The organism is Salinicola acroporae, assembly GCF_003206615.1.
Taxonomy (GTDB): Bacteria; Pseudomonadota; Gammaproteobacteria; order Pseudomonadales; family Halomonadaceae; genus Salinicola; species Salinicola acroporae.
The window spans coordinates 75212-97940 of the sequence record NZ_PZJW01000002.1; the positions used below are offsets into that span (position 1 = coordinate 75212).

Annotated in this window: 22 protein-coding genes and 3 tRNA genes; 9 read left to right on the forward strand and 16 right to left on the reverse strand. The window is 65.3% G+C overall.

What is annotated here, in order from left to right:
* Nucleotides 1-109: 109 nt before the first annotated feature.
* The 10 genes from smc to ccmA all read right to left on the reverse strand — a co-directional run bounded on the left by smc (nucleotide 110) and on the right by ccmA (nucleotide 10886).
* On the reverse strand, nucleotides 110-3613 hold the full coding sequence (smc, locus tag DOM54_RS01535) for a chromosome segregation protein SMC (protein ID WP_110714672.1): 3504 nt from the start codon (nucleotides 3611-3613) through the stop codon (nucleotides 110-112).
* 77 nt (nucleotides 3614-3690) lie between these two features.
* Nucleotides 3691-4974 (reverse strand): c-type cytochrome biogenesis protein CcmI, encoded by a 1284-nt coding sequence (gene ccmI / locus DOM54_RS01540; protein ID WP_110714673.1) that lies wholly within the window; start codon nucleotides 4972-4974, stop codon nucleotides 3691-3693.
* Nucleotides 4971-5501, reverse strand: coding sequence for a cytochrome c-type biogenesis protein (locus tag DOM54_RS01545; protein ID WP_110714674.1), 531 nt, complete (start codon nucleotides 5499-5501; stop codon nucleotides 4971-4973). Before DOM54_RS01545 ends, ccmI begins: the two co-directional genes overlap by 4 nt.
* Nucleotides 5489-6019 carry a DsbE family thiol:disulfide interchange protein gene (locus DOM54_RS01550; RefSeq protein ID WP_110714675.1) on the reverse strand — a complete coding sequence of 177 codons (531 nt, stop codon included), beginning with the start codon at nucleotides 6017-6019 and terminating at the stop codon, nucleotides 5489-5491. The genes DOM54_RS01545 and DOM54_RS01550 overlap by 13 nt, the downstream gene beginning before the upstream one ends.
* Entirely contained in the window at nucleotides 6016-8025 is a 2010-nt protein-coding gene (locus DOM54_RS01555) for a heme lyase CcmF/NrfE family subunit (RefSeq protein WP_110714676.1), read from the reverse strand. Before DOM54_RS01555 ends, DOM54_RS01550 begins: the two co-directional genes overlap by 4 nt.
* Before the next feature lie 33 nt (nucleotides 8026-8058).
* Nucleotides 8059-8514: a cytochrome c maturation protein CcmE gene (ccmE, locus tag DOM54_RS01560; RefSeq protein ID WP_110714677.1), complete on the reverse strand. Its 456-nt coding sequence runs from the start codon at nucleotides 8512-8514 to the stop codon at nucleotides 8059-8061.
* Complete coding sequence (gene ccmD / locus DOM54_RS01565; RefSeq protein ID WP_110714678.1) at nucleotides 8511-8690, reverse strand: heme exporter protein CcmD; 180 nt, start codon at nucleotides 8688-8690, stop codon at nucleotides 8511-8513. Before ccmD ends, ccmE begins: the two co-directional genes overlap by 4 nt.
* A 57-nt stretch (nucleotides 8691-8747) precedes the next feature.
* A complete protein-coding gene (locus DOM54_RS01570; RefSeq protein ID WP_110714679.1) occupies nucleotides 8748-9479 on the reverse strand; it encodes a heme ABC transporter permease in 732 nt (243 codons plus the stop codon).
* Nucleotides 9480-9531: 52 nt separating this feature from the next.
* Nucleotides 9532-10254: a heme exporter protein CcmB gene (gene ccmB / locus DOM54_RS01575; protein WP_110714680.1), complete on the reverse strand. Its 723-nt coding sequence runs from the start codon at nucleotides 10252-10254 to the stop codon at nucleotides 9532-9534.
* A complete protein-coding gene (gene ccmA / locus DOM54_RS01580; RefSeq protein WP_281430351.1) occupies nucleotides 10251-10886 on the reverse strand; it encodes a cytochrome c biogenesis heme-transporting ATPase CcmA in 636 nt (211 codons plus the stop codon). Before ccmA ends, ccmB begins: the two co-directional genes overlap by 4 nt.
* Before the next feature lie 187 nt (nucleotides 10887-11073).
* Between ccmA and DOM54_RS01585 the strand changes: the two genes are divergently transcribed.
* Nucleotides 11074-11547, forward strand: coding sequence for a LexA family protein (locus DOM54_RS01585; RefSeq protein WP_110714681.1), 474 nt, complete (start codon nucleotides 11074-11076; stop codon nucleotides 11545-11547).
* Nucleotides 11547-12158 (forward strand): IMPACT family protein, encoded by a 612-nt coding sequence (locus DOM54_RS01590; protein ID WP_110714682.1) that lies wholly within the window; start codon nucleotides 11547-11549, stop codon nucleotides 12156-12158. The genes DOM54_RS01585 and DOM54_RS01590 overlap by 1 nt, the downstream gene beginning before the upstream one ends.
* A gap of 39 nt (nucleotides 12159-12197) precedes the next feature.
* Here the strand turns inward: DOM54_RS01590 and DOM54_RS01595 are convergent, their stop codons facing one another.
* Complete coding sequence (locus DOM54_RS01595; RefSeq protein ID WP_110714683.1) at nucleotides 12198-12884, reverse strand: GntR family transcriptional regulator; 687 nt, start codon at nucleotides 12882-12884, stop codon at nucleotides 12198-12200.
* 199 nt (nucleotides 12885-13083) lie between these two features.
* Between DOM54_RS01595 and DOM54_RS01600 the strand changes: the two genes are divergently transcribed.
* The 7 genes from DOM54_RS01600 (at nucleotide 13084) to DOM54_RS01630 (ending at nucleotide 20417) form a co-directional block, all read left to right on the forward strand.
* A complete protein-coding gene (locus DOM54_RS01600) occupies nucleotides 13084-14715 on the forward strand; it encodes a gamma-glutamyltransferase family protein (protein WP_110714684.1) in 1632 nt (543 codons plus the stop codon).
* Nucleotides 14716-14718: 3 nt separating this feature from the next.
* Nucleotides 14719-15300 (forward strand): chromate transporter, encoded by a 582-nt coding sequence (locus DOM54_RS01605; RefSeq protein WP_110714685.1) that lies wholly within the window; start codon nucleotides 14719-14721, stop codon nucleotides 15298-15300.
* Nucleotides 15297-15827 carry a chromate transporter gene (locus DOM54_RS01610; protein WP_110714686.1) on the forward strand — a complete coding sequence of 177 codons (531 nt, stop codon included), beginning with the start codon at nucleotides 15297-15299 and terminating at the stop codon, nucleotides 15825-15827. The genes DOM54_RS01605 and DOM54_RS01610 overlap by 4 nt, the downstream gene beginning before the upstream one ends.
* A gap of 120 nt (nucleotides 15828-15947) precedes the next feature.
* On the forward strand, nucleotides 15948-16961 hold the full coding sequence (locus DOM54_RS01615) for a Bug family tripartite tricarboxylate transporter substrate binding protein (RefSeq protein WP_110714687.1): 1014 nt from the start codon (nucleotides 15948-15950) through the stop codon (nucleotides 16959-16961).
* Nucleotides 16958-17491, forward strand: a complete 534-nt coding sequence (locus DOM54_RS01620; protein ID WP_110714688.1) for a tripartite tricarboxylate transporter TctB family protein — start codon at nucleotides 16958-16960, stop codon at nucleotides 17489-17491. The genes DOM54_RS01615 and DOM54_RS01620 overlap by 4 nt, the downstream gene beginning before the upstream one ends.
* A gap of 82 nt (nucleotides 17492-17573) precedes the next feature.
* Nucleotides 17574-19079, forward strand: coding sequence for a tripartite tricarboxylate transporter permease (locus DOM54_RS01625; RefSeq protein ID WP_240613726.1), 1506 nt, complete (start codon nucleotides 17574-17576; stop codon nucleotides 19077-19079).
* Nucleotides 19080-19406: 327 nt separating this feature from the next.
* On the forward strand, nucleotides 19407-20417 hold the full coding sequence (locus DOM54_RS01630) for a tRNA dihydrouridine synthase (RefSeq protein WP_110714689.1): 1011 nt from the start codon (nucleotides 19407-19409) through the stop codon (nucleotides 20415-20417).
* Nucleotides 20418-20490: 73 nt separating this feature from the next.
* Here the strand turns inward: DOM54_RS01630 and DOM54_RS01635 are convergent.
* The 5 genes from DOM54_RS01635 to DOM54_RS01655 all read right to left on the reverse strand — a co-directional run bounded on the left by DOM54_RS01635 (nucleotide 20491) and on the right by DOM54_RS01655 (nucleotide 22725).
* A tRNA-Arg gene (locus tag DOM54_RS01635) sits at nucleotides 20491-20567 on the reverse strand.
* A gap of 45 nt (nucleotides 20568-20612) precedes the next feature.
* A tRNA-Arg gene (locus tag DOM54_RS01640) sits at nucleotides 20613-20689 on the reverse strand.
* 54 nt (nucleotides 20690-20743) lie between these two features.
* Nucleotides 20744-20836: transfer RNA gene (locus DOM54_RS01645), tRNA-Ser, on the reverse strand.
* 217 nt (nucleotides 20837-21053) lie between these two features.
* Nucleotides 21054-21251, reverse strand: a complete 198-nt coding sequence (gene csrA / locus DOM54_RS01650; protein ID WP_075570877.1) for a carbon storage regulator CsrA — start codon at nucleotides 21249-21251, stop codon at nucleotides 21054-21056.
* A 229-nt stretch (nucleotides 21252-21480) separates the two neighbouring features.
* Complete coding sequence (locus DOM54_RS01655) at nucleotides 21481-22725, reverse strand: aspartate kinase (protein ID WP_110598897.1); 1245 nt, start codon at nucleotides 22723-22725, stop codon at nucleotides 21481-21483.
* Nucleotides 22726-22729 lie beyond the last annotated feature (4 nt).

The following is a 22729-nucleotide window of genomic DNA, read 5'->3' on the forward strand; positions in this document are numbered from 1 at the left end:
TTTTTTTCTTTGTCAAGCAAAGTTTTGCCCATCAGCAATCACCCTTCAATTCCCTTCGATGTCGAACATCCTATTACGCCTTTAGCCGGTTTGGCTATTTTTGCCAACTTCAGGACGCCTCTGCCATCGACGCCGCCTCATCCACACCCACGGATACCAGACGCGAGACGCCCGGCTCCTGCATCGTGACGCCCATCAACCTCTCGGCAGCTTCCATCGCAATTTTGTTATGGGTGATGAAGATGAACTGCACGCTCTCGGACATTTCCTTGACCAGTTTCGCGTAACGCCCCACGTTCGCATCGTCGAGGGGGGCGTCTACCTCGTCGAGCATGCAAAAAGGGGCCGGATTGAGCTGGAAGATGGCGAATACCAAGGACAGCGCCGTCAGCGCTTTTTCTCCCCCGGACAGCAAATGAATGGTGCTGTTTTTCTTGCCCGGTGGCCGTGCCATGATCGCCACGCCCGTCTCCAGCAAATCCTCCCCCGTGAGGGTCAACCATGCGGCCCCACCACCGAAGACTCTGGGAAAAAGTGCCATCAGGCCACGATTCACTTCCTCGAAAGTCTGCTTGAAACGGGTCCTGGTCTCCTGGTCGATGCGCTTGATCGCACGCTCCAGCGTCTCGATCGCCTCGCTCAGTTCGGCGTGCTGGGCCTCGAGATAGTCGCGCCGCTCGCTCTGCTGCTCGTACTCCTCGATCGCCGCCAGGTTGATGGCCCCGAGGCGACGGATGCGCTCGCCGGTCTCCTCCAGGCGGGTCTGCCAGGCCGATTCCGTGGCATTGGGATCGAGATTCTCCCGCAGCGTCTGCTCATCCTGCTGCTGCTCCGCCAGTGTCTCCCGCTGGGCATCGGCCTTGAGCGTCAGGGCCTGAACCTGCATCCGCGCTTCCTGCAGCCGTTGGCGGAGCCCCTCGAGATTGCGCTCGTGCTGCTGTCGGTCGATCTCGGTCTGGCGTAGCGTCTCGCCGATCTGGCTGGCCCGATCCCGGCAGCGGTCGAGCGTGGCCTCCTGCTGGGATCGCGTTTCAAGCAACCGCTTCAGGCGTTCACGCTGATCCTCGCCGGGTTCGTGGAGCGTCTCTCGTTGCTCTCGAAGCCACTCACAGCGTTCGTCCAGGCGGGCGAGCTGGCCTCGGCTGCGCTCGACCTGCTGCTGAAGCTCGCCGCGCTGCGCCTCGAGACGCTGGCGTTCGAGCGCCAGTTGCTGCTGGGTCTGATGCGTCTGCCGCTGTTGCTGACGCAACTCCCCCAGACGCGCCTGGCTCTGCTCGCGCGCCGTCTGCAGCACTTCGCGCTCGGCAGCGTTGGCGTCGACCCGGTCGAGCGCCTGCTGCCAACGCTCCCGCGTGGTTTCGAGCTCCAGCCGCTGCGTCGCGTGGCGGTCCTGGCTCTGCGCCAGCTCGGTTTCGAACTCCCGCAGCCGTGAAGCGACATGCTCTAGCCGGCTCTCCACCGCCGCCAGCCGGGTCGACTGCGCCTGACGCTGGTCGGCCAGTTCCCGCTCTTCATGGCGCAGCGATTCCAGTGCAGCCTCGCAGCCATCGATCTCGGCCTGCCACTGGGCGATCCGCGAATCGCGCTCGACCAGCGTGGCGTCGAGCGCGGCGAGTTCTTCGACCAGTGCGTCGCGGCGTTGCCGCTGCAACAACACGCTATCCGCGTTGGCATCGTCGCGACCGAGTCGTCGGGCCCAGCCGCGCCCCAGCCACAGACCGTCCCGGGTGATCACGCTCTGCCCCGGGCCAAGATCGGCCGTCATCCGCCACGCGGCCGCGGTGTCGTCGGCACAGTGAATCGCCGCCAGCAGTGTCGTCAAAGCCCCAGCCCCCTTGACCCGGGCTCCCAGCGATTCGGCGGGCGCGCTCGTCGTGGCCTGAAGCGACACCACCGGCAGCTCCCCGCTCGCCAGTGATGTCAGCGGCTCACGGGCGGATTCCGGCTCGGCCAGACGCGCCTTCAGCCAGGGCCCGAGCACCCAGGCGACGGTGCGCTCCCAACCGGCCGTGACCTCCAGGCTCTCGGCGACTCGTGGCGCCCTGCCCAGTGGGTGATCGGCGAGGTGTTCGGCCAGGCTGGCGTCGTCATCGTCGAGAGCCGCCTCGATCAGCGCCTCGAGCGACGCCACTTCACCCTGGCAGCGATGCTGGCGCTCGCGCTCTCCATCCCTGGCCGCCTGTGCTTCGGCCTGGCCCTCGCGGGCACGTTCCCGGGAGCGCTGGCGCTCCTCGCGGCGAATCTCCAACGTCTGCTGGCGCTCATCCAGCACGGCCAGCGCTTCCTGCAGCGAAGCTTTCTCGTCATCGAGGTCGTCGACGTCCGGCAGTTCCGATCGCTGCTGCCGGCGGCGCTCCAACTCGCGGGTCAGTTCCTCGAGCTGACGCTCGAGGCGCTGGATGCTCTCCTGCTCGCGCTCGGCCTGGTGGCGGGCATCACGATCCTGTTCGCTGAACGCCTCCCACTGCTGCTGGCAGGCCTGCGCCGAGTTCTCGGCGTCTTCGAGCTGCATCTCCAGCGTCAGCAGCGCCTCGTCGGCCATCTCGATCTCGGGGAGCAGCGTTTCGAGCCGGATGTCCCATTCGCCACGACGCGCCTCGTCCTGTGCGATCAGCTGCGCCAGGGCGTCCCGCTCCCGCTGCGCACTCTCCAGGTCACCCGAGAGCTGCTGCTGCCGCTGCCGGGCGTGCTCGAGCGACTGCTCCAGCCGGGCAATGTCAGCGCCGGTCTGGTAGAACGCGGCCTGGTGGGACTCCAGCTCGGCGGCAACGGCGTCGTGGGTTTCCCGGCCCTCCGCCAGCCGCGTCTCGCACTGGCGCTGGCCGAGAATCTCGCGCTCGACCTGGATCTCGCAGTCGCGAACGCGAGCTTCTTCCTCGCGCTGCTGGCTGCGCAGGGCGCGTTCGCGCAGCATCGCCAGCTCGCCGCGCAGGCGATGCTCCTCGGCTTTCAGCGTGCGATAGCGCTTGGCGGCCTCCGCCTGGCGCTTGAGCCGCTCGAGCTGCTTGTCGAGTTCCTCGCGAATGTCGTCGAGCCGCTCGAGGTTCTCCTGGGTCCGTCGCAGGCGGTTTTCGGTCTCCCGTCGACGCTCCTTGTATTTCGAGATCCCTGCCGCCTCCTCCAGCGTGTTGCGCAGCTCTTCCGGGCGGGCTTCGACGAGCCGGGAAATCATGCCCTGGCCGATGATCGCGTAGGAGCGCGGCCCAAGGCCGGTGCCAAGGAAGATATCGGCAATATCGCGCCGACGGCATTTCTGGCCGTTGAGGAAATAGCTGGATTGCGCCTCGCGGGTCACCAGGCGTTTGACTGCGATCTCGTTGTATCCGGCATAGGCGCCGCCGAGTTCGCCATCGCGATTGTCGAAGACCAGTTCGATGGAGGCCTGACCGATGGGGGAACGACCGGTGGAGCCATTGAAGATGACATCGGTCATCGATTCGCCGCGCAGGGTCTTGGCGGAGGACTCCCCCATTACCCAGCGTACCGCGTCGATGACGTTGGACTTGCCGCAGCCGTTGGGTCCGACGATGGCGGTCATGTTGCTGTCGAACGGCACCGTGACCGGATCGACGAACGACTTGAAGCCGGCCAGCTTGATGGACTTGAGGCGCATGCGGGAAAGAGAACTCCGAAAACCGAGTGGGCGGCGGATCGCCGACGAAGACAACCCGCCACGGGTTTCGGCAGAGCCTAAGGCACTGCGTGATCGATATCCAGCGCCAACGTCGCCGAACCGGCCACCTCGACGCCGTCGAGCCGACCATATAGATCGCCGGATTGCGGGGTTGCCTGGCCGGTCGCCGAGACGCGCGCCACCAGATCGACGCGATCGGCCTGGGAGAGGCGCGCGCCGGCGGTCATCGCCTGGGCGTCGCTCAACGTCAGCGTCCGTGGCAAGGCGCCCAGCGTCGTCCGCGAGATCGCCAGCGGCGGCCGGCGGCCATCGACGTCCCGTGCCACCAGGAAGACCGGGGTATCGGCCGGTAGACGCCCCTGCAACGATGGCGACAACGTCAGGTCGACCTGCAACGAGAGTTGCTCCGCTGCGGCAGCAGCCGACGTCGGCCCCACTGGCGACGTCTCGTCCGGCGCCGTGTCCAGCGTATTGGCAGGCGTTTCCCGGGCCGCGGCCAGGCGCTGCTGGGCAACGGCGATCACCTTGCGCAGCGCCTGACCCGACTCGGCATCCTGATAGCCGGCCATGGCGCGGCGCCAGTAGTCGATCGCCTGTGGGTAGCGGGCGTGGTCGAAGGCATCGATGCCGAGCATGCCGAGTACCGTCGGCTGGCGCGGGTCGAGTTTCAGCGTCTCGTCGGCCAGCGCCTGGACCTCATCGGTCAACGTGCGGTGGGCGGCGAAGAACTTCATCTGCGCCAGTTGGGCGAGCAGCGACGGCTGGCGCCCCTGCAGCGCGACCAGTCGCTCGAGCGTCATGATCGCCTTGTCGAACTGGCCGCTGTCGCGATAGCGCGAAAACAGCTCGGCCCACGCCTTGGGATTGTCATCCTGGCGCCGGGCCTCGACTTCCAGGGCGGCCAGACGCGTCTCCGGCGGCGCATGAGTCAGCGACTGGATGACCTGATAGAGCGCCAGATCGCGGCGATCGCCGGTCTGATCGTAGAACCCTAGCGTGCCGGCGATCACCACGACGGCCACGACCGGCAGCAGCCAACGGCCGGCCTGGACGCGTCGCAGCGGCCGTCGACCGGTGCTGCCGGCATCCTCCAGAAGCCGCCGGTCGAGTTCCAGGCGGTCCTCGGCGAAGCGCTTCCGGTCGATCTCGCCCTCGGCCAGCGCCGCTTCCAGCGCGGCCAACCGTTGACGATAGATCGCCAGGTTCTCGGCATTGTTGCGATCGTCGGCCTCGAACGTCATCAGCGCGTCACGCAAACCGGCGGCGCGACGGAGCGGCAGCCACAGCAGCCACAGGCTCAGCAACAGCAGCGCGACGATACCTGTCCATAACGGGATCATGGCGCTCCCCCGTCATTGCGACGGCCGTGCGAACCGGCGTCGTGACGCGAGATCAGTGCCTCGAGTCGACGCCTTTCGTGTTCGTCCAGAACGGCGCTGGCCGATTCGCGGCCATCCCGCCGACGCCGGCGCAAGACGAAGCCGGCCACCACGCCGGCGCCGATCGCCAACAGGCCGAAGGGCAAGCCCCACAGCAGCCAGGTGCGCGCATCCAGCCGCGGATCGTAGAGCGCATAATCGCCGAAGCGACTGACCATGGCGTTCTCGATCTGCCGATCGCTCTGGCCATTGCGCAGCAGCGCGGCGACACGCTCGCGCATGTCAGCGGCGATCGGCGAGTTCGAGGCGCCGATCGATTCGTTCTGACACTTGGGACAGCGCAGCCGGGTGGTCAGATCCTCGTAGCGCTGCATCAAGGCGGGATCTTCGAAATCCTGCACTTCGATGGCCGCGATAGCCGCGGTGCCCGTCAGGATGACGATCGCCAGCAGGCAGATCGAAAGGAGTCGACGGGTCATGGCTGCCATTTGTTCACCTCGGGGAGGATCACGTCCTCGACATCCTGCGGCGTGATATAGCCGGTGTGGTGGTAGCGAATGACCCCTTCGGCGTCGACCAGGAAACTCTCCGGCGCGCCGTAGACCCCGAGATCGAAACCGAGCGTGCCTTCCGGGTCGAACAGCGAGACCTCGAACGGGTCGCCGAACTCGTCGAGAAACTGCCGCCCGTTCTCCCGCGTGTCCTTGTAATCGACGCCGACCAGGCGCACGCCGCGATCGGCCAGCGCCAGCAACTGCGGCATCTCCTGCTTGCAGGTCGGGCACCACTCACCCCAGACATTGACCAGGGTCACCTGGCCCTTGAGCAGCGAGCGGTCCAGCGTGCGATTCGGGTCATCCAGCGTGGTCAGGTTGAACGCCGGAAAATCTCTGGCCAGCAGCGCCGAATCCCGCGCCGCGGGATCCTTGGCCAAGCCGCGATAAAGGAATACCACCAGTGCGGCGAACAGCAGCAACGGTATCAACAGCAGCAGGCGACGTGTCATGAGATATCCCCCCTCGCTCCGGCGCCGGGTGGAATCGATTCGTGCGTGCGCACCGCCGCGGAGCGCCTCGGCACCCGGCGATAGCGACGGTCGATGACGGCAAGAATACCACCCGCCGCCATCATCAGCGCCCCCAGCCACAGCCAGCGCACGAAGGGTTTGAGCTGAATCCGCAGCGACCAGTCGCCGTTGTCGAGCTTCTCCCCCAGCGCCACGTAGAGGTCGCTGAACAGCCCCGGACGCAGCGCGACATCGGTCATCGGCATGCCGCTGGCGACATAGAAGCGCTTCTCGGGCTGCATCGTGAAACTTGCGCGTCCGGGCCGGGTCACCTCGATGGTGGCGGTATCCGCGGTGTAGTTGGGGCCGCTTCGCTCCCGAAAGTCGGTCATCGCGAACTGATATCCGCCCACCTCGACATGCTGCCCCGGCGCCAGCCGCACGTTCCGCTCGATGTTGTAATGCGACACCATCGCCACGCCGACGATGGTCACCGCCAGCCCCAGGTGCCCCAGCACCATGCCCCAGTAGGCCAACGTCAGTTTCTTCAGTCCGCCCAGCCGGCCGCGGCGGGTTTTATCAACGATATCCCGCGCCAACGACAGGGCCAGCCAAAGCGCCAGCAGCAAGCCCAGCGTGACGCCGAGACTGAAGCTTCCGCCGTAGAGAAGCGGCAGGACTGCAGCGACCACCATCGCGACGATGGCTGCTCCCCCCAGGCGCCGGGCGAGCTCCCGACCCGGCATGCGCTTCCAGCGTGCCAGCGGCCCGAGCCCCATGAACAGGCAGAGCAGCGCCGTCAGCGGCACGAACAGCGCATTGAAATAGGGCGGCCCCACGCTGATCTTGCCCAGGCCCAGCGCATCCAGCAGCAGCGGATAGATGGTGCCCAGCAGCACGGTGACGGTCATCACCACCAGCACGATGTTGTTGATCAGCAACAGCGAATCCCGCGACAGCCAGCCAAAGCCCGCAAGGGATTGAACCCGGGGAGCACGCAGCGCGAAGATCGCCAGCGACAGGCCCACGGTGACACCGAGAAGGGCCAGGATGAACGTACCGCGAGAGGGGTCGTTGGCGAAGGCGTGGACCGAGCTCAAAACGCCAGAGCGCACCAGGAAGGTACCCAGCAGCGACAGCGAGAAGGTGAAGATCGCCAGCAGTACCGTCCAGTTCTTGAAGGTGCCGCGCTTTTCCGTCACCGCCAGCGAATGGATCAACGCGGTGCCGGCCAGCCAAGGCAATAGCGAGGCGTTCTCGACCGGGTCCCAGAACCACCAGCCGCCCCAGCCCAGCTCGTAGTAGGCCCACCAACTGCCCAGTGCGATCCCCATGGTGAGAAACGCCCAGGCGACGTTGGTCCAGGGTCGTGCCCAGCGCGTCCAGGCTGCGTCGAGCCTGCCACCGAGCAGCGCCGCCATGGCGAAGGCGAATACGACCGAAAAACCGACATACCCCATGTAGAGCATCGGCGGGTGCACGATCAGACCGAAATCCTGCAACAGCGGATTGAGATCGGCGCCGTCTGTCGGCACGTCGGGCAGCAGGCGCTCGAAAGGGTTGGACGTCAGCAGAATGAACAGCAGAAAGCCGCTGCTGATCCAGCCCATCACCCCGAGCACGCGAGCCAGCATGTCGCGCGGCAGACGCTGGGAGAAGAGGCTGACGGCGAAGCTCCAGCCGCTCAGGATCAGCACCCATAGCAGTACCGACCCCTCGTGGCTGCCCCAAACCGCACTCAGCTTGTAGTACCACGGCAGCAGCGAGTTGGAGTTGTTGGCGACGTAGGCGACGCTGAAATCATCCAGCGCGAAGCTTGCGGTCAGGCTGAGATACGCGAAGACCAGAAAGAGGAACTGCCCCCAGGCCATGGGCTGGGCGAACGCCATCCACAGCGGGCGCCGGGTGGCGGCGCCCCATAGCGGCACGATCGCCTGCAGCACGGCCATGGCGAGTGCCAGAATCAGCGCGAAGTGTCCCAGTTCGGGCAGAGTTCGAATCAACATGGTGTCACTCGCAACGTTTGACGAGGCAGCGTCTCAAGAGGACGGGACGCTGCCGTCCGGCAGGTTGCCGGTGGCCTTCAGCGCCTCGGCGACCTCGGGCGGCATGTAGGTCTCATCGTGCTTGGCCAGCACCTGCTGGGCGATGAATTCGCCAGCGTCGTCAAGCTGGCCGATCACCACCACGCCCTGCCCCTCGCGGAAGAGGTCGGGCAGGATGTCGTCGTAGCGGACTTCGACATCCTCGGCGAAATCGGTGACCCGGAACGTGACCTCCAGCGAGTCGCTTTCGCGCTCGACGCTGTCTTTCTCGACCACGCCCCCGAGACGCATGGTGCGGCCGCGGGGCGCCTCGCCGGCGGCAATCTGTGATGGTGTGAAGAAGAGATTGATGTTGGCGCGCAGCGCGTAGAGGGTGAGCCCCACCGCGATGGCGACCAGCGCCACCAGCCCGACCACGATGATCAGCCGGCGTTGACGTTTGGCTCTCATGAGGGGCGTGCCTCGCGGCGCTGGCGTCGCGTCAGCGCTTGCATGAGCTGGCGCCGCTCGAACCTGGCCCACAGGATGAACCCGACGATGATCAGCACCGCCAGGCCCCAGGCAGGCCAGACGTATTTGGCATAGCCGCCCATGGTCAGGAAGGCGGCGAATGAATCGAAAGCCATGTCACGTTCCGTTGATTGATGCCGGCAGGGTCGGCGTCGCCCTGTCGATCCGGGTTGTCAGTCGGCCAGCGCCTGTACCCAGCGAGCCCGCGATTCGCGGCGGATCAGCTCGCTGCGCAGCCGGTACAGCGTCAGGGCGATGAACAAGCCGTAGAATCCCAGTACCATCACCAGTAGCGGCATCCACATGCTGGCCGGCATCGCGGGCCGCTCGGTCAGGCTGAACGTGGCCGGCTGATGCAGCGTGTTCCACCACACCACCGAGTACTTGATGATCGGGATGTTGACCACCCCCACCAGCGTCAGCACCGCCACCGCCTTGGCGCCCTGGTCGCCGCGGCCAAAGGCGCCGCGCAGCGCGATCACGCCGATGTAGAGAAACAGCTGGATCAGCATCGAGGTCAGCCGCGCATCCCAGGTCCACCAGGTGCCCCAGGTCGGCACGCCCCACAGCGAACCGCTGAACAAGCCCAGGACGGTCATCGCCGCGCCGAACGGTGCCATCACGCTGGCGGCCATGTCGGCGACCTTGATCTTCCAGATCAGGAATACCGCGGAAGCCAGGGCCATGGCGACGAACACGCTCTGGGCCAGGATCGCCGAGGGCACGTGCACATAGATGATGCGGTAGCTGTCACCCATCTGGTAATCGGGGGGCGATATCGCCAGCGACCAGACCGTGCCGATCGGCAGCAGGATCAGCGCGGCGACCCAGAAGAAGGGCTGCAGCCTGCCGCAGATCGCATAGCTCCACTTGGGAGAGCCCAGTTTGTGCACGAATGTCCACATGCGCTATATCACCATGTTCTTGCCGAGACTTGTCCCGCCGCAGCCGGTCTCGCTAGCCGTTCAAACTGATCCTCAGACCGCCGGCTATCGCGAATGGTGCCGCGGCCACGGCCAGCGCCAGCAGCGCCCCCAGCAACGCCAGCGCAGGCCCTGCCATCCCGCCCTCGATGGCCGCCTTCACCGCGCCGGCACCGAAGATCAGCACCGGGATGTAGAGCGGTAGCACCAGCAGGGAGAGCAGCACCCCACCGCGCGGCAAGCCGACGGTCAAGGCGGCGCCGATCGCCCCGATCAGACTGAGCGTTGCCGTTCCCAGCGCAAGCGACAGCAACAGCGCCAGATAGCCCGCCCCCGGCAGCGCCAGCAGCACGCCGAGCAACGGCGCGCAGAGCGCCAGCGGCAGCCCGGTCAACAGCCAGTGTACAAAAACCTTGGCCAGGCAGAGCACGGGAAGAGGCAGCGGTGAAAGCAGCATCTGCTCGAGGCTGCCATCCTCGTAGTCGCCGCGAAACAGGCCGTCCAGCGACAGCAGCATGGCGAGCAATGCCGCCACCCACAGCAATCCAGGGGCAACGCTGGCCAACAGCGCCGGCTCGGGCGATATCCCCAGCGGGAACAGCATCACCACCAGCGCCAGAAACATCAGCGGGTTGACCAGATCGCCGCCGCGCCGCCGCGCGATCTTCAGCTCGCGTCGAACCTGGGCGACGCAACCGCCCCACAGGCCGATTACCTCGCCGCGCAGGATTGTCGAACCGCCCGAATTCGCGCTCATGCGGCCTCTCCCAGGAGCAGCGAGTCTACACGACCGTTAGCGTGAAAAGTATGGTGTGTGGTCATGACGACCGCGCCTCCCGCGTCACCGTGCGCGAGCAGCCGCTGCTCCAGCCAGGCGACACCCTCGCGATCGATGGCAGTGAAGGGTTCGTCGAGGATCCACAGCGGGCGCGGAATCAGTTCGAGCCGCGCCAGGGCGACGCGCCGCTGCTGACCGGCGGAAAGCTGTCGCGCAGGGATATCCTCGAAGCCCGCCAGCCCCACTGCCTCGAGAGCCCGTTCGAGATCGAGATCGGGCGCCCTGACGCCGGCCATGGCAGCGGCCCAGGCGAGGTTCTCCTGGGCGGTGAGCGCAGCCGATACACCCGGGGCGTGGCCGACATAGAGAAGCTGCGACAGGAAGGCCTCGCGGGATGCGGCCAGCGGCTCGCCATGCCACTCGATGCGCCCTTCGGTCGGCGGCAACTGCCCGGTCAGCAGCTTGAGCAGCGTCGTCTTGCCGCTGCCATTGGCCCCCTCGATACGCAGGATATGGCCATCCTCGACCCGCAGGTCGAGCGATCGAAACAGCCAACGGTCATCCCGCTCGCAGGCGAGCCGATTGGCCCGCAATGACACCTTCACCGCCATGCGACCTCGCGATCCGGACAGGTTTCGCCGACGGCGCCGGCCACGGCAGGCGCCACTCTACACCGAAGGCGCAAGGGCCCGCCATACGCGGCCAGCAACGTCGCTGCCCGCTAACGTCACGGGTCGTTGCCGGCTTGCCGCCGCCGCTTGCCTTGCTATGATGGCGATACCACCTCGGGAGAAGACGATGACAAACGCCGCACCGAGCTATCTCCAGCGCCAGCCGAACCTGCCGCTGATCGACGGCAACTGGGAACCCATCGACGCGACCGACCTGGTCGAGATACCGCTGCTGGGCCAGGTCGCGGCCGGGCTGCCGATGGAAGCCTGCCTCGACAATGCCACCGTTCACGTCCCGGCCAAGCTGGTCCGTCGCAACACCTATGCGCTGCGCGTGCGTGGCGACTCGATGATCGACAGCAACATCTTCGATGGCGACGTGATCATCATCGAGCGCTACGAGTCGGCGGAAAACGGCGAGACCGCCGTGGTGCTGATCAACAATCAGGAAGTGACCCTGAAGAAGCTGTTCATCGAAAAGTCCGGGGTCCGCCTGCAGCCGGCCAACGACAGGATGCCGCCGATCTACCTCAAGAACGAGGATGTGCAAGTGCTGGGACTGGTCATGGGCGTGATGCGCAATCCTCCCCAGGCGGCCTGATGCGCTACCCCATTCCCGATCTTGCCCTCGGGGCGTGGCATGTCGAAGCCCTCGAGATCGAAAAGAGCCGGTTCATCTGTCGGCTCTGCCTTGCCCCGGACAACACCACCTTCGAGGCCCTGCTGGGCGAGACCCGCCTCGCCTATCCAGATGCCAGCCACCACTGCTCCGCCTACATCGCCGGCGCGCCCGGCGAACAGGTTGCGATCGGCTTCTCCGACGACGGCGAGCCGGGCGGTACCGCCGGACGCCCCATGTTCCAGGCGCTGGAGGGTAGCGGCCTGGGCCAGGTCGGCGCGGTGGTGACGCGCTACTTCGGTGGTACCAAGCTGGGCACCGGCGGTCTGGTTCGCGCCTATACCCAGGCCGTGCTCAAGGCGCTCGACACGCTGCCCAGGCGCGCTTTCACCGAACGCCGCGCAGTGGCGATCCAGGTCGATTTCAGCAACGAGGCGGAAGCCCGCCGCTGGCTGGCCGAGCACGACGTCCCCGTCACCGACGCCGATTACGATAGCCAGGGAGCGCGCCTGAGGCTGGCGTGGCCGGCCGACGACAGCCTCTCGCTGACGCGACTGGAGCAGCGCCTCAAGGGCGCGCTCGTACGCCTATGATCCGGGAGCGAGAGGCCCTGGCCCGATGATCCCCGTCCGCTAGTCCCCCTCTTCCGGGCGGGTTTGATCCTCTCGGCAGGCCCCCCGTGCCACCTCGTGGGAAAGCCGGATGTGCTCCTCGAGCAGTGCCCGAGCCGCGGGAACATCGCGGGCCATGGCGAGTTCCACCAGTTGGCCGTGCTGGAGGTTGAGCGTCTCCCGGATCGTGTCGTTGGCCGGCGCCATCCGGCGATATCGATCGAACTGGTCATGCAACTGCTCGATGAAGCGCAGCAGCCACGCCGAACCGCAGGGTTCGAGCAGGTGGCGATGAAACTGGAGGTGCATCTGCTCCCAGTGTTCCAACTGCCCCGGGGTCTCGTCGGCTCGCTTGAGGCGGTGAAACGCCGCCAGCAGGCCAGCTTCCCATTCGTCGCCGCCCGCCTGGAGCGCCTGGGCCAGCGCAAGCCCCTCCAGACGTCGCCGCAGATCGGCGATGTCGTCGAGTTCGGCACGCTTGAGTGCGGGAACTCGAAAGCCACGTTGATTCTCCTGCTCCAGCAGTCCATAGGCGGCCAGCCGATTCAACGTCTCACGCAGTGGGCTCAGGCCGACGCCGTAACGCTGCCTGAGCACGGTGATCGCCAGCTTCTGTCCCGCGGTAAAACGGCCGTCGATCAGATCGCGCTTCAGCGCCGCATACAGCTGGCTCGCCGTCATGTTGGTGGTGGCAGCTTCTGCTCCCATAGACACGACCCTTCCGATTCAATGGCAAAGACTCACTATCGCATCGCCCCCTGGCGTCTCGCCAATCAAGGGCTTGACCTGCACAACAATACGACGCCATAGTAAAAAATCGATTTTTTACATCATAACCGATTAGCATCCGTTAACCGAATGACCTTCGGCATCCAACGAACCGCCCTACAATAATTCGGGTATTGCCATGTCTATTGCCTTCGACCATAACAACCCCTTCCCTTCTCGCCGCAGCGCCACCTATGCCAAACACGGCATGGTGGCAGCTTCTCAGCCGCAGGCGAGTCAGGCTGGGCGGGACATCCTCGCCCAAGGCGGCAATGCGATAGACGCCGCCATCGCGACGGCAGCCATGCTGACCGTGGTCGAGCCCAGCGGCAACGGTATCGGCGGCGACGCCTTTGCCCTGGTGTGGCTGGCCGAGGGTGCGGCTGGACACGGCAGGCTCCATGGGCTCAATGCCAGCGGACATGCGCCGCAGCGATTGACGCCCGACGCGGTCAAGGCGGCGGGGCATGCCGAGATGCCCCTGCATGGATGGACCCCGGTCACCGTCCCCGGCACCCCCGCTGCCTGGGCCGAACTCTCGAGCCAGTACGGCAAACTGGATTTCGCCACCCTGCTGGCGCCGGCGATCCGCATCGCCCGGGAAGGCTTCCCCGTCTCCCCGGTCATCAGCCAACTCTGGCAGCGCGCCGAGATCGAGTTTCGCGCCAAGGCGGACGATCCCGCCATCGCCCCCTGGCTGGAGGCGTTCACGCCCAATGGGCGCGCGCCCCGCCCGGGCGAACTCCATCGTAACGAGGCCCAGGCGAGAACCCTGGAAATGCTGGCCGAGAGTCGCTGCGAAAGCTTCTACCGTGGCGAGCTGGCACAGCAGATCGATACTTTCTCTCAGGCTACCGGTGGCTATCTACGCGCCGACGACCTTGCCGACTATGCGCCGGAGTGGGTCGACCCGATCTCGGTCAACTACCGTGGCATCGACGTCTGGGAGATCCCGCCCAACGGCCAGGGCATGGTCGCGCTGATGGCGCTGCGGATGATGGAAGGATTCGACGTCACGGTGCGCGACGATCCATGGCTGCTGCACCGCCAACTGGAAGCGATGAAGCTGGCCTATACCGACGGCCATCACCACATCACCCAGGCCGAGCACATGCGCACCAGCGTCGACGCGCTGTTGAGCGACGAGTATGCCGCCACCCGCCGCGCCCTGATTGGCGAACGCGCGCTCGATCCTCGGCCCGGGCAGCCACAAGCTGGCGGCACCGTTTACCTGGCCACCGCCGACAGCGACGGCAACATGGTCTCCTATATCCAGAGCAACTATCACGGTTTCGGTTCCGGCGTGGTGGTGCCGAATACCGGCATATCGCTCCAGAATCGCGGCCACGGCTTCAGTCTGGATGCCGACCACGTCAACGTGCTGGCCCCCGGCAAGCGCACCTTCCACACCATCATTCCCGGCTTCTTGACTCAAGGGGAGACCGCGCTCGGCCCGTTTGGCGTCATGGGCGGCTTCATGCAGCCCCAGGGACACATGCAGGTCGTGATGAACCTGGTCGACTTCGGCCTCAACCCGCAGGCGGCGCTGGACGCACCGCGATGGCAGTGGATGGGCGGGCGCAAGATCGGTATCGAGCCCGGCTACCCGATGCACCTGGTCCGCGAGATGTCCCTGCGCGGCCACCAGATGACGGTGGCCGTGGACAGCACCGCCTACGGTCGAGGCCAGATCATCCTGCGCGATCCGGACAGTGGCGTGTATTGCGGCGGCACCGAGCCCCGCACCGACTCCAGCATTGCGGTGCTCTGATCGATGGCCAAGCGTTCGTTCACCACCCAGCGCCACCTGTTCATCGCCTTTCTGCGTATCGGGCTGCTCGGCTTCGGTGGCGGTCCGTCGATGATTCCCCTCGTCCGCGCCGAAGCGGTGACCCGCTATCGGTGGATGAACGATGAGGAGTTCGGTGACGTACTGGCCATCGGCAACACGCTGCCCGGCCCCATCGCGACCAAGATGGCCGGTACCATCGGCTATCGGGTCGGCGGGGTGCTGGGCTGCATCAATGCTGTCGTCGCCGTCATCGTGCCGTGCATCGTGGCGATGATGGTGCTGCTCGGGCTGTTCACCCGCTATCGCGACCAGCGCTGGATCCAGGGCATGAGCGAGGGCGTCGTCCCGGTGGTGATGGTGATGATGGCCCAACTGACCTGGGACTTCTTCCAGAAATCCCGAGTCGTGCTCGGCTGGATCGCGACCCTGGTCATGGGCGTGGTCGCCGGCGGTCTGATCTATGGGCTCGACATCCATCCGGGACTGGTGATCGGCGCGATCCTCATCGCCGCCCTGCTGCGACCGGAGCGGCGGCGCGAGCCCAGCGGGGAGGCCAGGCCATGATCTACTGGGACCTGTTCCTGGCTTTCTTCATTCCCAATATCGTTGGCTACGGCGGCGGGCCGGCGATCATCCCCCTGGTGGAGAACGAAGTGGTCGGCCGCTACGGCTGGATGAGCTCCCAGCAGTTCGCCGAAACGCTAGCACTCGGCAACACCCTGCCCAGCCCGATCGCGACCAAGATGGCCGGCTACATCGGCTATGACGTCGCCGGGATCGGCGGCGGCCTGGTGGCGACCTTCGCCACCGTCGCCCCTTCGCTGATCCTGATGCTGGTCGCGCTGGGAACGCTGTATCGCTACCGGGATTCGATCAAGGTCAAGTCGATGAGCCAGTGGGTGAGACCGGTGATCATGGTACTGATGGGCTATCTCACCTGGTCGTTTCTCGACGAGGGTGTCCATGATGCAGGCTGGATCCACACGGGCATCATCGCCGCGATTGCCGTCGTCATGCTGTGGCGACTCAAGCTTCATCCGGTATGGGCCGTCGTCGTCGGACTGGTTTACGGCGGCCTGCTGCTCGGGTAGACGAGCGCTGAAACGAAGCGCATCCACAAGGCAACATCCTGAAGAGAGGCAGCGACAGAGACAACGACTCAGCAAAAATCGATACGACGTCAAACCAACAGACCAAAACAAGGACAACCCATGTTCTACGACGTACTCCTCCCGGCCCCCCGCAAGCATCTGGGGCGGCTGTTCGCCTCCGGGGCAGCCATCGCTTCCCTGGCTGTCGGGCTCGGTGCCGGCGCCCTGACAGTCAGCCAGTCTGCCCAGGCTGACGACTACCCCGACCACGCCATCGAATTCATCGTCCCCTGGTCGCCGGGCGGCGGCAGCGATGCCCTGATGCGCATCATCTCCAATGCGGCGCCGAAATTTGTCGGCCAGCCGATGCCAGTGATCAACATGCCCGGCGTCAGCGGCACGATCGGGCTCAAGGAACTCGCCCAGAAAGACCCCGACGGTTACACCGTGGGCCAGATCCACGAGGGCTTGATGGCCGCCAACGCCACCGGCCTGACGACGCTCAACTGGGACGATTTCCAGCCGATCGCCTCGCTGGCCTCGTCGCCGCAATATCTCGTGGTCAACGCCGACAGCGACTGGAAGACCTTCGACGAGTTCGCCGAGTACGCCAAGGCGCACCCCGGCGAGATTCGCGTCGGCGCCACCCTCGGTGGCATCCCCCATGTTCACGCGGCAATGATCGAGGACGCCATCGGCGCCCAGTTCCGCTACGTCGGCTTCGAGGGGACCGGTGCCCGTATCCGGTCGCTGGTGGGTGGCCATATCGACGCGTCGATCGGCGATATCTCGTCGAGCCTGGAGTTCGTCAAGAACGGCGACCTGCGATTCCTCGCCGTCGGCAGTAAAGCGCGGCTCGAACAGACCCCCGACGTTCCCACCTTCCGCGAACTCGGCTATGACAATCTCGACATGAGCATCAATCGCGGCATTGTCGCACCCAAGGGGATCGACCCTGCCAGGGTCGAGACGCTGGCCAAAGACTTCGAGGCCATGTCCGAGGATCCCGAGTTCGTCGATCGGGTCAACAAGGCCGGTGCCGAGGTCGAGTTCATGGGACCGCAGGCGTACGCCGACTACCTCGACAACGTCGACGGCACGATCGAGCGCCTTTCGGGCAAGTTGGCGCGATGAGCAAGACCACCGACATGGCCTCCCGCCCCGAGCGGGAGGCCAGTAGCGAACGTGGCAAGGCGCTCGCCAACGTCATCTTCAATGCCGCACTGGCGGCCCTTTTCGTCGGCCTGTTCGTGCAGGCCGGCGACCTGCCGTCGTCGATGTGGGAACCGCTGGGTGCCGGATCGTTTCCCCGGCTGATCCTCGGCGCTCTGGTGATCTTCAACCTGGCGATCGTTGTCCAGTCGGCGCTGGCGCTGCGCCAGACAGATCCGGCGACCCGAGTGGGAGCCGGCCGTTGGTTCGTCCAACGGCGGCTGGCCTTCGCCACGCTGGCGGCCTTCTGCGTCTATGCGCTACTCATGCCGTGGATCGGCTTCGCGCTGGCGTCGCTGCTCTTCCTGCTGGCGGTCCAGGTCATCCTGGGCGCGCGCCGCGGGCGCCGGCTGCTGATCGCCTGTCTCGTGGCGACGGTCTTCGGTCTCGGCCTCTACGCCCTGTTCAGCCATGTGTTCCTGATCTCGTTGCCCTCGGGCCACCTGTGGTAGCGGAAGACAGTCACCCGAAGCTTCATCCCCGATAGATCGACAGCCCCATACCGACAACAGCCAGGGGCCAAGAGGGTTCTCCATGCCGATGACCGATGCGCTGCTCAGCAGCGTCGAACAACTGTTTTCGCTGGCGACACTCGCCAGCATGATGATTGGCGTCATGGCAGGTGTCGTGGCAGCCGCCATTCCCGGCTTCACGATCACCATGGCGATCGTGCTGACACTCCCGGTCACCTTCACCATGCCGCCGCTGCAGGGTGTCGCCACGATGCTCGCCGTCTATGTCGGCGGTGGCTCGGGCGGGCTGATCAGCGCGGCGCTGCTGGGCATCCCCGGCACGCCCTCCGCGGTGGCGACGACATTCGACGCCTACCCGATGGCGCGTAAGGGCGAGCCCGGCCGGGCGCTGGCGCTGGGGATCTGGGCGTCGTTCTTCGGCGCGCTGGTCAGCGCCGTGGTGCTGATCGTCGCCGCGCCGCCCCTGGCGATGATCGCCGTCAAGCTCGGCCCCTGGGAGTACTTCTCGCTGATCCTGTTCGCCGTGACGGTGGTGGCGAGCCTGGTCGGCAAGTCGATCCTCAAGGGGTTGATGATGAGCCTCCTGGGGCTGTTCATCGCCACGGTGGGGCAGGATCCGATGATGGGCGTACCGCGCTTCACCTTCGGCGCCGATGTGCTGGCGGCCGGCATCCCGTTCCTGGTGGTGCTGATCGGAATCTTTGCCGTCAGCCAGCTCGCCAGCGAGGTCGAGAACCCGACGGCGCTTCAGCGCGGGGAGTCGCTGGTCAGCGGCAACATGCACTTCCGACCATTCACGGTGATGCGTGAGGTCCTGAGCCGACCGGGCAACCTGTTGCGCTCGTCGCTGCTGGGCGTGGTCATCGGCGCGGTCCCCGGGGCCGGCGGCAGCATCGCTAACCTGATCGCCTACGACCAGGCCAAACGCGCCTCGAAGACGCCGGAGCGTTTCGGTACCGGCATTGCCGATGGCGTGGTCGCCTCGGAATCCGGCAACTCCGCCACCGCCGGCGGCGGGCTGATACCGATGATCGCGCTGGGCATCCCCGGCAGCGCCGTCGACGCCGTGCTGATGGCAGCATTGATGGTGCAGGGCATCAGCGTCGGCCCTCGCCTAATCATGGATAGTGCAGACCTGGTCTATGGCATGTTCCTGGCAATGTTCCTGGCCGCCGGCATGGTTCTGGCCTTCTGCCTGATCAGCATGCGCTGGTTCTTGCGGATCACCGAGATTCCCAAGTCGATCATCGTGCCGGTGGTGCTGGTCTGCTGTGCCGTTGGTGCCCTGGCGCTCAACAATCGCATCACCGACCTCTACTTGCTGGTCGGCGTTGGCCTGGTCGGTTATCTGCTGGCAAAGCTCGACTATCCGCTGGCCCCGCTGGTGCTGGGAGTCATCCTGGGGCCGATCGCCGAGACCAATCTGCGACGTGCGCTGATGGCGGACGAGGACTGGACGCTGTTCTTCACCCGGCCGATCTCGGCGGCCCTGCTGCTGCTCGCCGTGCTGTCGGTGGCGTTCACCGTTCGACGTCTGCTCCAGCAACGGGCGATAGCCCGGGCCTGAGCCTGCGTGCGGTCGGTTCTTCTGGCCGCCGCGCATCTGTGCATTCGCCCTCGGCGAGAGGTGTGCAAGGCATGTTCACGCTAGCCACGCGGCCGCGACGGCGCCGGTTTTTTCGTGAGGCCAGGTGCAAGCCTAGGGTTCTGGTGGTTCCAAGCGCTTGGCTCGTCATGAGGCCTTGCGGAAGCACCGGCCCGTCCCTTAGGCTCGCGGCGTTATAGTGTGCGCAGGCCCTAGCGTGGCCGCCGATCACCCGGAGGTCGCATGTCAGGGTCTGTCCGCCTTTCCCAACCGTCTGCTTCGCCCCGTGACCGTATCGGCCTGGCGCCGATGGAGGGGGTCATCGATGGCGACACGCGAGCACTGCTGAGCGAGGATGGCGCCCTGGACTGGTGCGTTACCGAATTCGTGCGTGTCGTCGATGCCCGATTGCCGCCGCGCGTCTTCCTGCGCCACTGCCCCGAGCTGGCGACGGCGGGCAGCACCGGGCCGGTCACTCCCTCCGCCACTCCCGTTACGCTGCAGTTGTTGGGCTCCGACCCCCGAGGCCTGGCGGCCAACGCCGAACAGGCAATCTCCCAGGGTGCCAGGCGTCTCGATCTCAACTTCGGCTGCCCGGCCAAGACCGTCAACCGTCATGACGGCGGCGCCTCGCTGTTGAGGACGCCGGAGCGGGTCTATGCCGTGGTCGGCGCGGTGGCCGAGGTCAGCCAGCGGCATGGTGTCTCGGTCAACGCCAAGCTGCGGCTCGGCTTCGACGACAAGCGGCTGGCGCTGGCCTGCGCGCAAGCGGCCGAGGCCGGCGGCGCCGAGGAGCTGGTGGTTCACGCCCGTACCCGGCGCGAGGGTTATCGACCGCCCGCCCACTGGGAATGGATCGCCCGGATCCGCGCCGACGTCAGGGTGCCGGTGGTGGCCAATGGCGATATCTGGTCACTCGAGGATTACTGGAAGGCGCGCACGCTGTCAGGCTGCCGCGACGTCATGCTGGGGCGTGGCATGCTCGCCGACCCATGGCTGGCGCGGCGCATTCGCCATTGGCTGGAAACCGGCGGTGAACGGCTGCCACCGACGCCATGGTCGGCCCGCAGCGACATGCTGATTCGCTATGCCGACGCCAAACGCGACGCGGGAATGGCCGAGAAGGTCATCGTTTCGCTGCTGAAACAGTGGCTCAACATCATGCGGGGGCGAGATTCCGAGGCCGCGGCGCGTTTCACCGCGCTGCGCCGAGAGACCGCACTGGCGCCCTTTGTGGCCGGATTGAGCGACCTTGGGTCGAGGTCGGACTCGACCAGCTCCGGAACGGCGGCGCATGCTTCTTCGACGCTGGCGGGCTAGCGCGACAAGCCCCTCAACGACAACCGTACAAACGAAAACACCCGCATGCCGAAGCATGCGGGTGTCATCTGTATGGCGCGCCCGGGAGGATTCGAACCTCCGACCCCCTGATTCGTAGTCAGGTACTCTATCCAGCTGAGCTACGGGCGCTTGAATCTTGTGAAGTGACACCGCAGGTGCGCAGTGCTTGATGAATGGCGCGCCCGGGAGGATTCGAACCTCCGACCCCCTGATTCGTAGTCAGGTACTCTATCCAGCTGAGCTACGGGCGCTTGATTCATGCTTCTTTCACACTGTGCCGGTCGTGGTTTTCGCACTTGCGAAAATGGCGGAGAGGGAGGGATTCGAACCCTCGATAGGGCTATAAACCCTATACTCCCTTAGCAGGGGAGCGCCTTCAGCCACTCGGCCACCTCTCCCCGATCAGCACGGCGCGTAGATTACCGATTCCATTTGGCCTTGTCCAGCCGATAGGCCAAAAAAATTCCTAAAAACCTTAGAGGATGAAGAAGTTACCGGAAAGCTGGCGCCACCAGGGCGAGTACGGAAGAACGAAGGAGGGTTTCAGAGATAGCCCGAGCCGATAAAGGGGACGACTTCACCAGCCCAGACGGTACCAGAGCGCCTATCCAGCACTCACGCGCCAGGATCGCCGTCTTCGTCCTCGGATTTCTCACGCTGGATGCGCTGATAGATCTCTTCACGGTGGACGGCCACATCCTTGGGCGCATTCACGCCAATACGCACCTGATTCCCTTTCACTCCCAGAACCGTGACGGTAATGTCGTCGCCGATCATGAGAGTCTCTCCCACGCGACGGGTCAGGATGAGCATTATCTGATCTCCTTCTCAGGGCCTTCTTCCATTCTCGGGTCAAGCTCTCGGGCTCCTGCACGACAGGTGTGCCACCCGAGGAGCGATTATGCGCCATACGGCCCCTCAGGCCAATGACGCCATTCCATGAAAACCCGTGGCATCATTGAAAGAGCGCATGTTTCCTTCGCTTCCTTCCAACTCCCCCTTAGCGTAGAACGCCTGGGCCATTCGTGAAGGTGTTATTCGATCATTCGCTTTGAATACTGTCTTTATCGAGGCCAAAAGCGGTATGTAGCGCTCTTACCGCGAGCTCCATCGCCTTCTCGTCGATCACGACGGAAATCTTGATCTCCGACGTCGAAACCATCCGAATGTTGATATTTTCTTCGGAGAGCACGCGGAACATCTTGGACGCGACGCCGGCATGGGAACGCATGCCGACACCGACCAGCGAAACCTTGGCGATGTTCTCGTCGCCCCGCAGGTCGCCTCCGCCCAAGGCCGGGATGACGTCGTTCTGCAGAATCCGCATGGTCTGCTTGTAGTCGCCCTTGGCGACGGTGAAGGTGAAGTCGGTATAGTCGCCAGCCGGCGCCACGTTCTGGACGATCATGTCGACTTCGATGTTGGCATCGGCAATCGGCCCCAGAATTCGCGAAGCCACACCGGGCACGTCGGGCGTGTTGAGCAGCGTCAGCTTGGCCTCGTTCGCAGTGAAGGCGATACCGGAGATGAGCGGTTCTTCCATCGATTCGAATTCCTCGTCTGCCACGATGAGCGTGCCCGGGCCTTCCTCGAAACTCGAGAGCACGCGTAACGGTACGTTGTATTTGCCGGCGAACTCCACGGCCCTGATCTGGAGCACCTTGGAGCCCAGGCTGGCGAGTTCCAGCATCTCTTCCACCGTGATCCGCTCCAGGCGCTGCGCCTTGGAGCAGACCCTGGGATCCGTGGTATAGACGCCGTCCACATCGGTATAGATCTGGCACTCGTCGGCATTGAGTGCCGCGGCCAGCGCCACGCCGGTGGTATCCGAGCCGCCGCGCCCCAGGGTGGTGATGTTGCCTTCCTCGTCGACCCCCTGGAAACCCGCCACGACCACCACCTGGCCGTCATCCAGATCTTCCTGGAGTTCATCGGTCTCGATGCGCTGGATGCGCGCCTTGGTGTGCGCGCTGTCGGTGCGAATGCCGACCTGGGCACCGGTATAGGAGGTTGCCGGCACGCCCAACTGATGCAGGGCCATGGCCAGCAGCGAAATCGTGACCTGCTCCCCGGTCGAGACGAGCATGTCCATCTCGCGCGGGGTCGGATCCTCGTTGATCTGACTGGCCAGGCCGATGAGGCGATTGGTCTCGCCGCTCATCGCCGACACCACGACGACGACGCGGTGGCCGGCGTCACGATCACGCTTGACCTTCTCCGCCACGGCCTTGATCCGCTCCACCGAGCCGACCGACGTGCCTCCGAATTTCTGTACGTATAGCGCCATGAGT

Bases quoted from the DNA above. Each gene is read 5' to 3' on its own strand.
- smc (WP_110714672.1), bottom strand. From the start codon at position 3,613: ATGCGCCTCAAGTCCATCAAGCTGGCCGGCTTCAAGTCGTTCGTCGAT.
- ccmI (WP_110714673.1), bottom strand. From the start codon at position 4,974: ATGATCCCGTTATGGACAGGTATCGTCGCGCTGCTGTTGCTGAGCCTG.
- DOM54_RS01545 (WP_110714674.1), bottom strand. From the start codon at position 5,501: ATGGCAGCCATGACCCGTCGACTCCTTTCGATCTGCCTGCTGGCGATC.
- DOM54_RS01550 (WP_110714675.1), bottom strand. From the start codon at position 6,019: ATGACACGTCGCCTGCTGCTGTTGATACCGTTGCTGCTGTTCGCCGCA.
- DOM54_RS01555 (WP_110714676.1), bottom strand. From the start codon at position 8,025: ATGTTGATTCGAACTCTGCCCGAACTGGGACACTTCGCGCTGATTCTG.
- ccmE (WP_110714677.1), bottom strand. From the start codon at position 8,514: ATGAGAGCCAAACGTCAACGCCGGCTGATCATCGTGGTCGGGCTGGTG.
- ccmD (WP_110714678.1), bottom strand. From the start codon at position 8,690: ATGGCTTTCGATTCATTCGCCGCCTTCCTGACCATGGGCGGCTATGCC.
- DOM54_RS01570 (WP_110714679.1), bottom strand. From the start codon at position 9,479: ATGTGGACATTCGTGCACAAACTGGGCTCTCCCAAGTGGAGCTATGCG.
- ccmB (WP_110714680.1), bottom strand. From the start codon at position 10,254: ATGAGCGCGAATTCGGGCGGTTCGACAATCCTGCGCGGCGAGGTAATC.
- ccmA (WP_281430351.1), bottom strand. From the start codon at position 10,886: ATGGCGGTGAAGGTGTCATTGCGGGCCAATCGGCTCGCCTGCGAGCGG.
- DOM54_RS01585 (WP_110714681.1), top strand. From the start codon at position 11,074: ATGACAAACGCCGCACCGAGCTATCTCCAGCGCCAGCCGAACCTGCCG.
- DOM54_RS01590 (WP_110714682.1), top strand. From the start codon at position 11,547: ATGCGCTACCCCATTCCCGATCTTGCCCTCGGGGCGTGGCATGTCGAA.
- DOM54_RS01595 (WP_110714683.1), bottom strand. From the start codon at position 12,884: ATGGGAGCAGAAGCTGCCACCACCAACATGACGGCGAGCCAGCTGTAT.
- DOM54_RS01600 (WP_110714684.1), top strand. From the start codon at position 13,084: ATGTCTATTGCCTTCGACCATAACAACCCCTTCCCTTCTCGCCGCAGC.
- DOM54_RS01605 (WP_110714685.1), top strand. From the start codon at position 14,719: ATGGCCAAGCGTTCGTTCACCACCCAGCGCCACCTGTTCATCGCCTTT.
- DOM54_RS01610 (WP_110714686.1), top strand. From the start codon at position 15,297: ATGATCTACTGGGACCTGTTCCTGGCTTTCTTCATTCCCAATATCGTT.
- DOM54_RS01615 (WP_110714687.1), top strand. From the start codon at position 15,948: ATGTTCTACGACGTACTCCTCCCGGCCCCCCGCAAGCATCTGGGGCGG.
- DOM54_RS01620 (WP_110714688.1), top strand. From the start codon at position 16,958: ATGAGCAAGACCACCGACATGGCCTCCCGCCCCGAGCGGGAGGCCAGT.
- DOM54_RS01625 (WP_240613726.1), top strand. From the start codon at position 17,574: ATGCCGATGACCGATGCGCTGCTCAGCAGCGTCGAACAACTGTTTTCG.
- DOM54_RS01630 (WP_110714689.1), top strand. From the start codon at position 19,407: ATGGAGGGGGTCATCGATGGCGACACGCGAGCACTGCTGAGCGAGGAT.
- csrA (WP_075570877.1), bottom strand. From the start codon at position 21,251: ATGCTCATCCTGACCCGTCGCGTGGGAGAGACTCTCATGATCGGCGAC.
- DOM54_RS01655 (WP_110598897.1), bottom strand. From the start codon at position 22,725: ATGGCGCTATACGTACAGAAATTCGGAGGCACGTCGGTCGGCTCGGTG.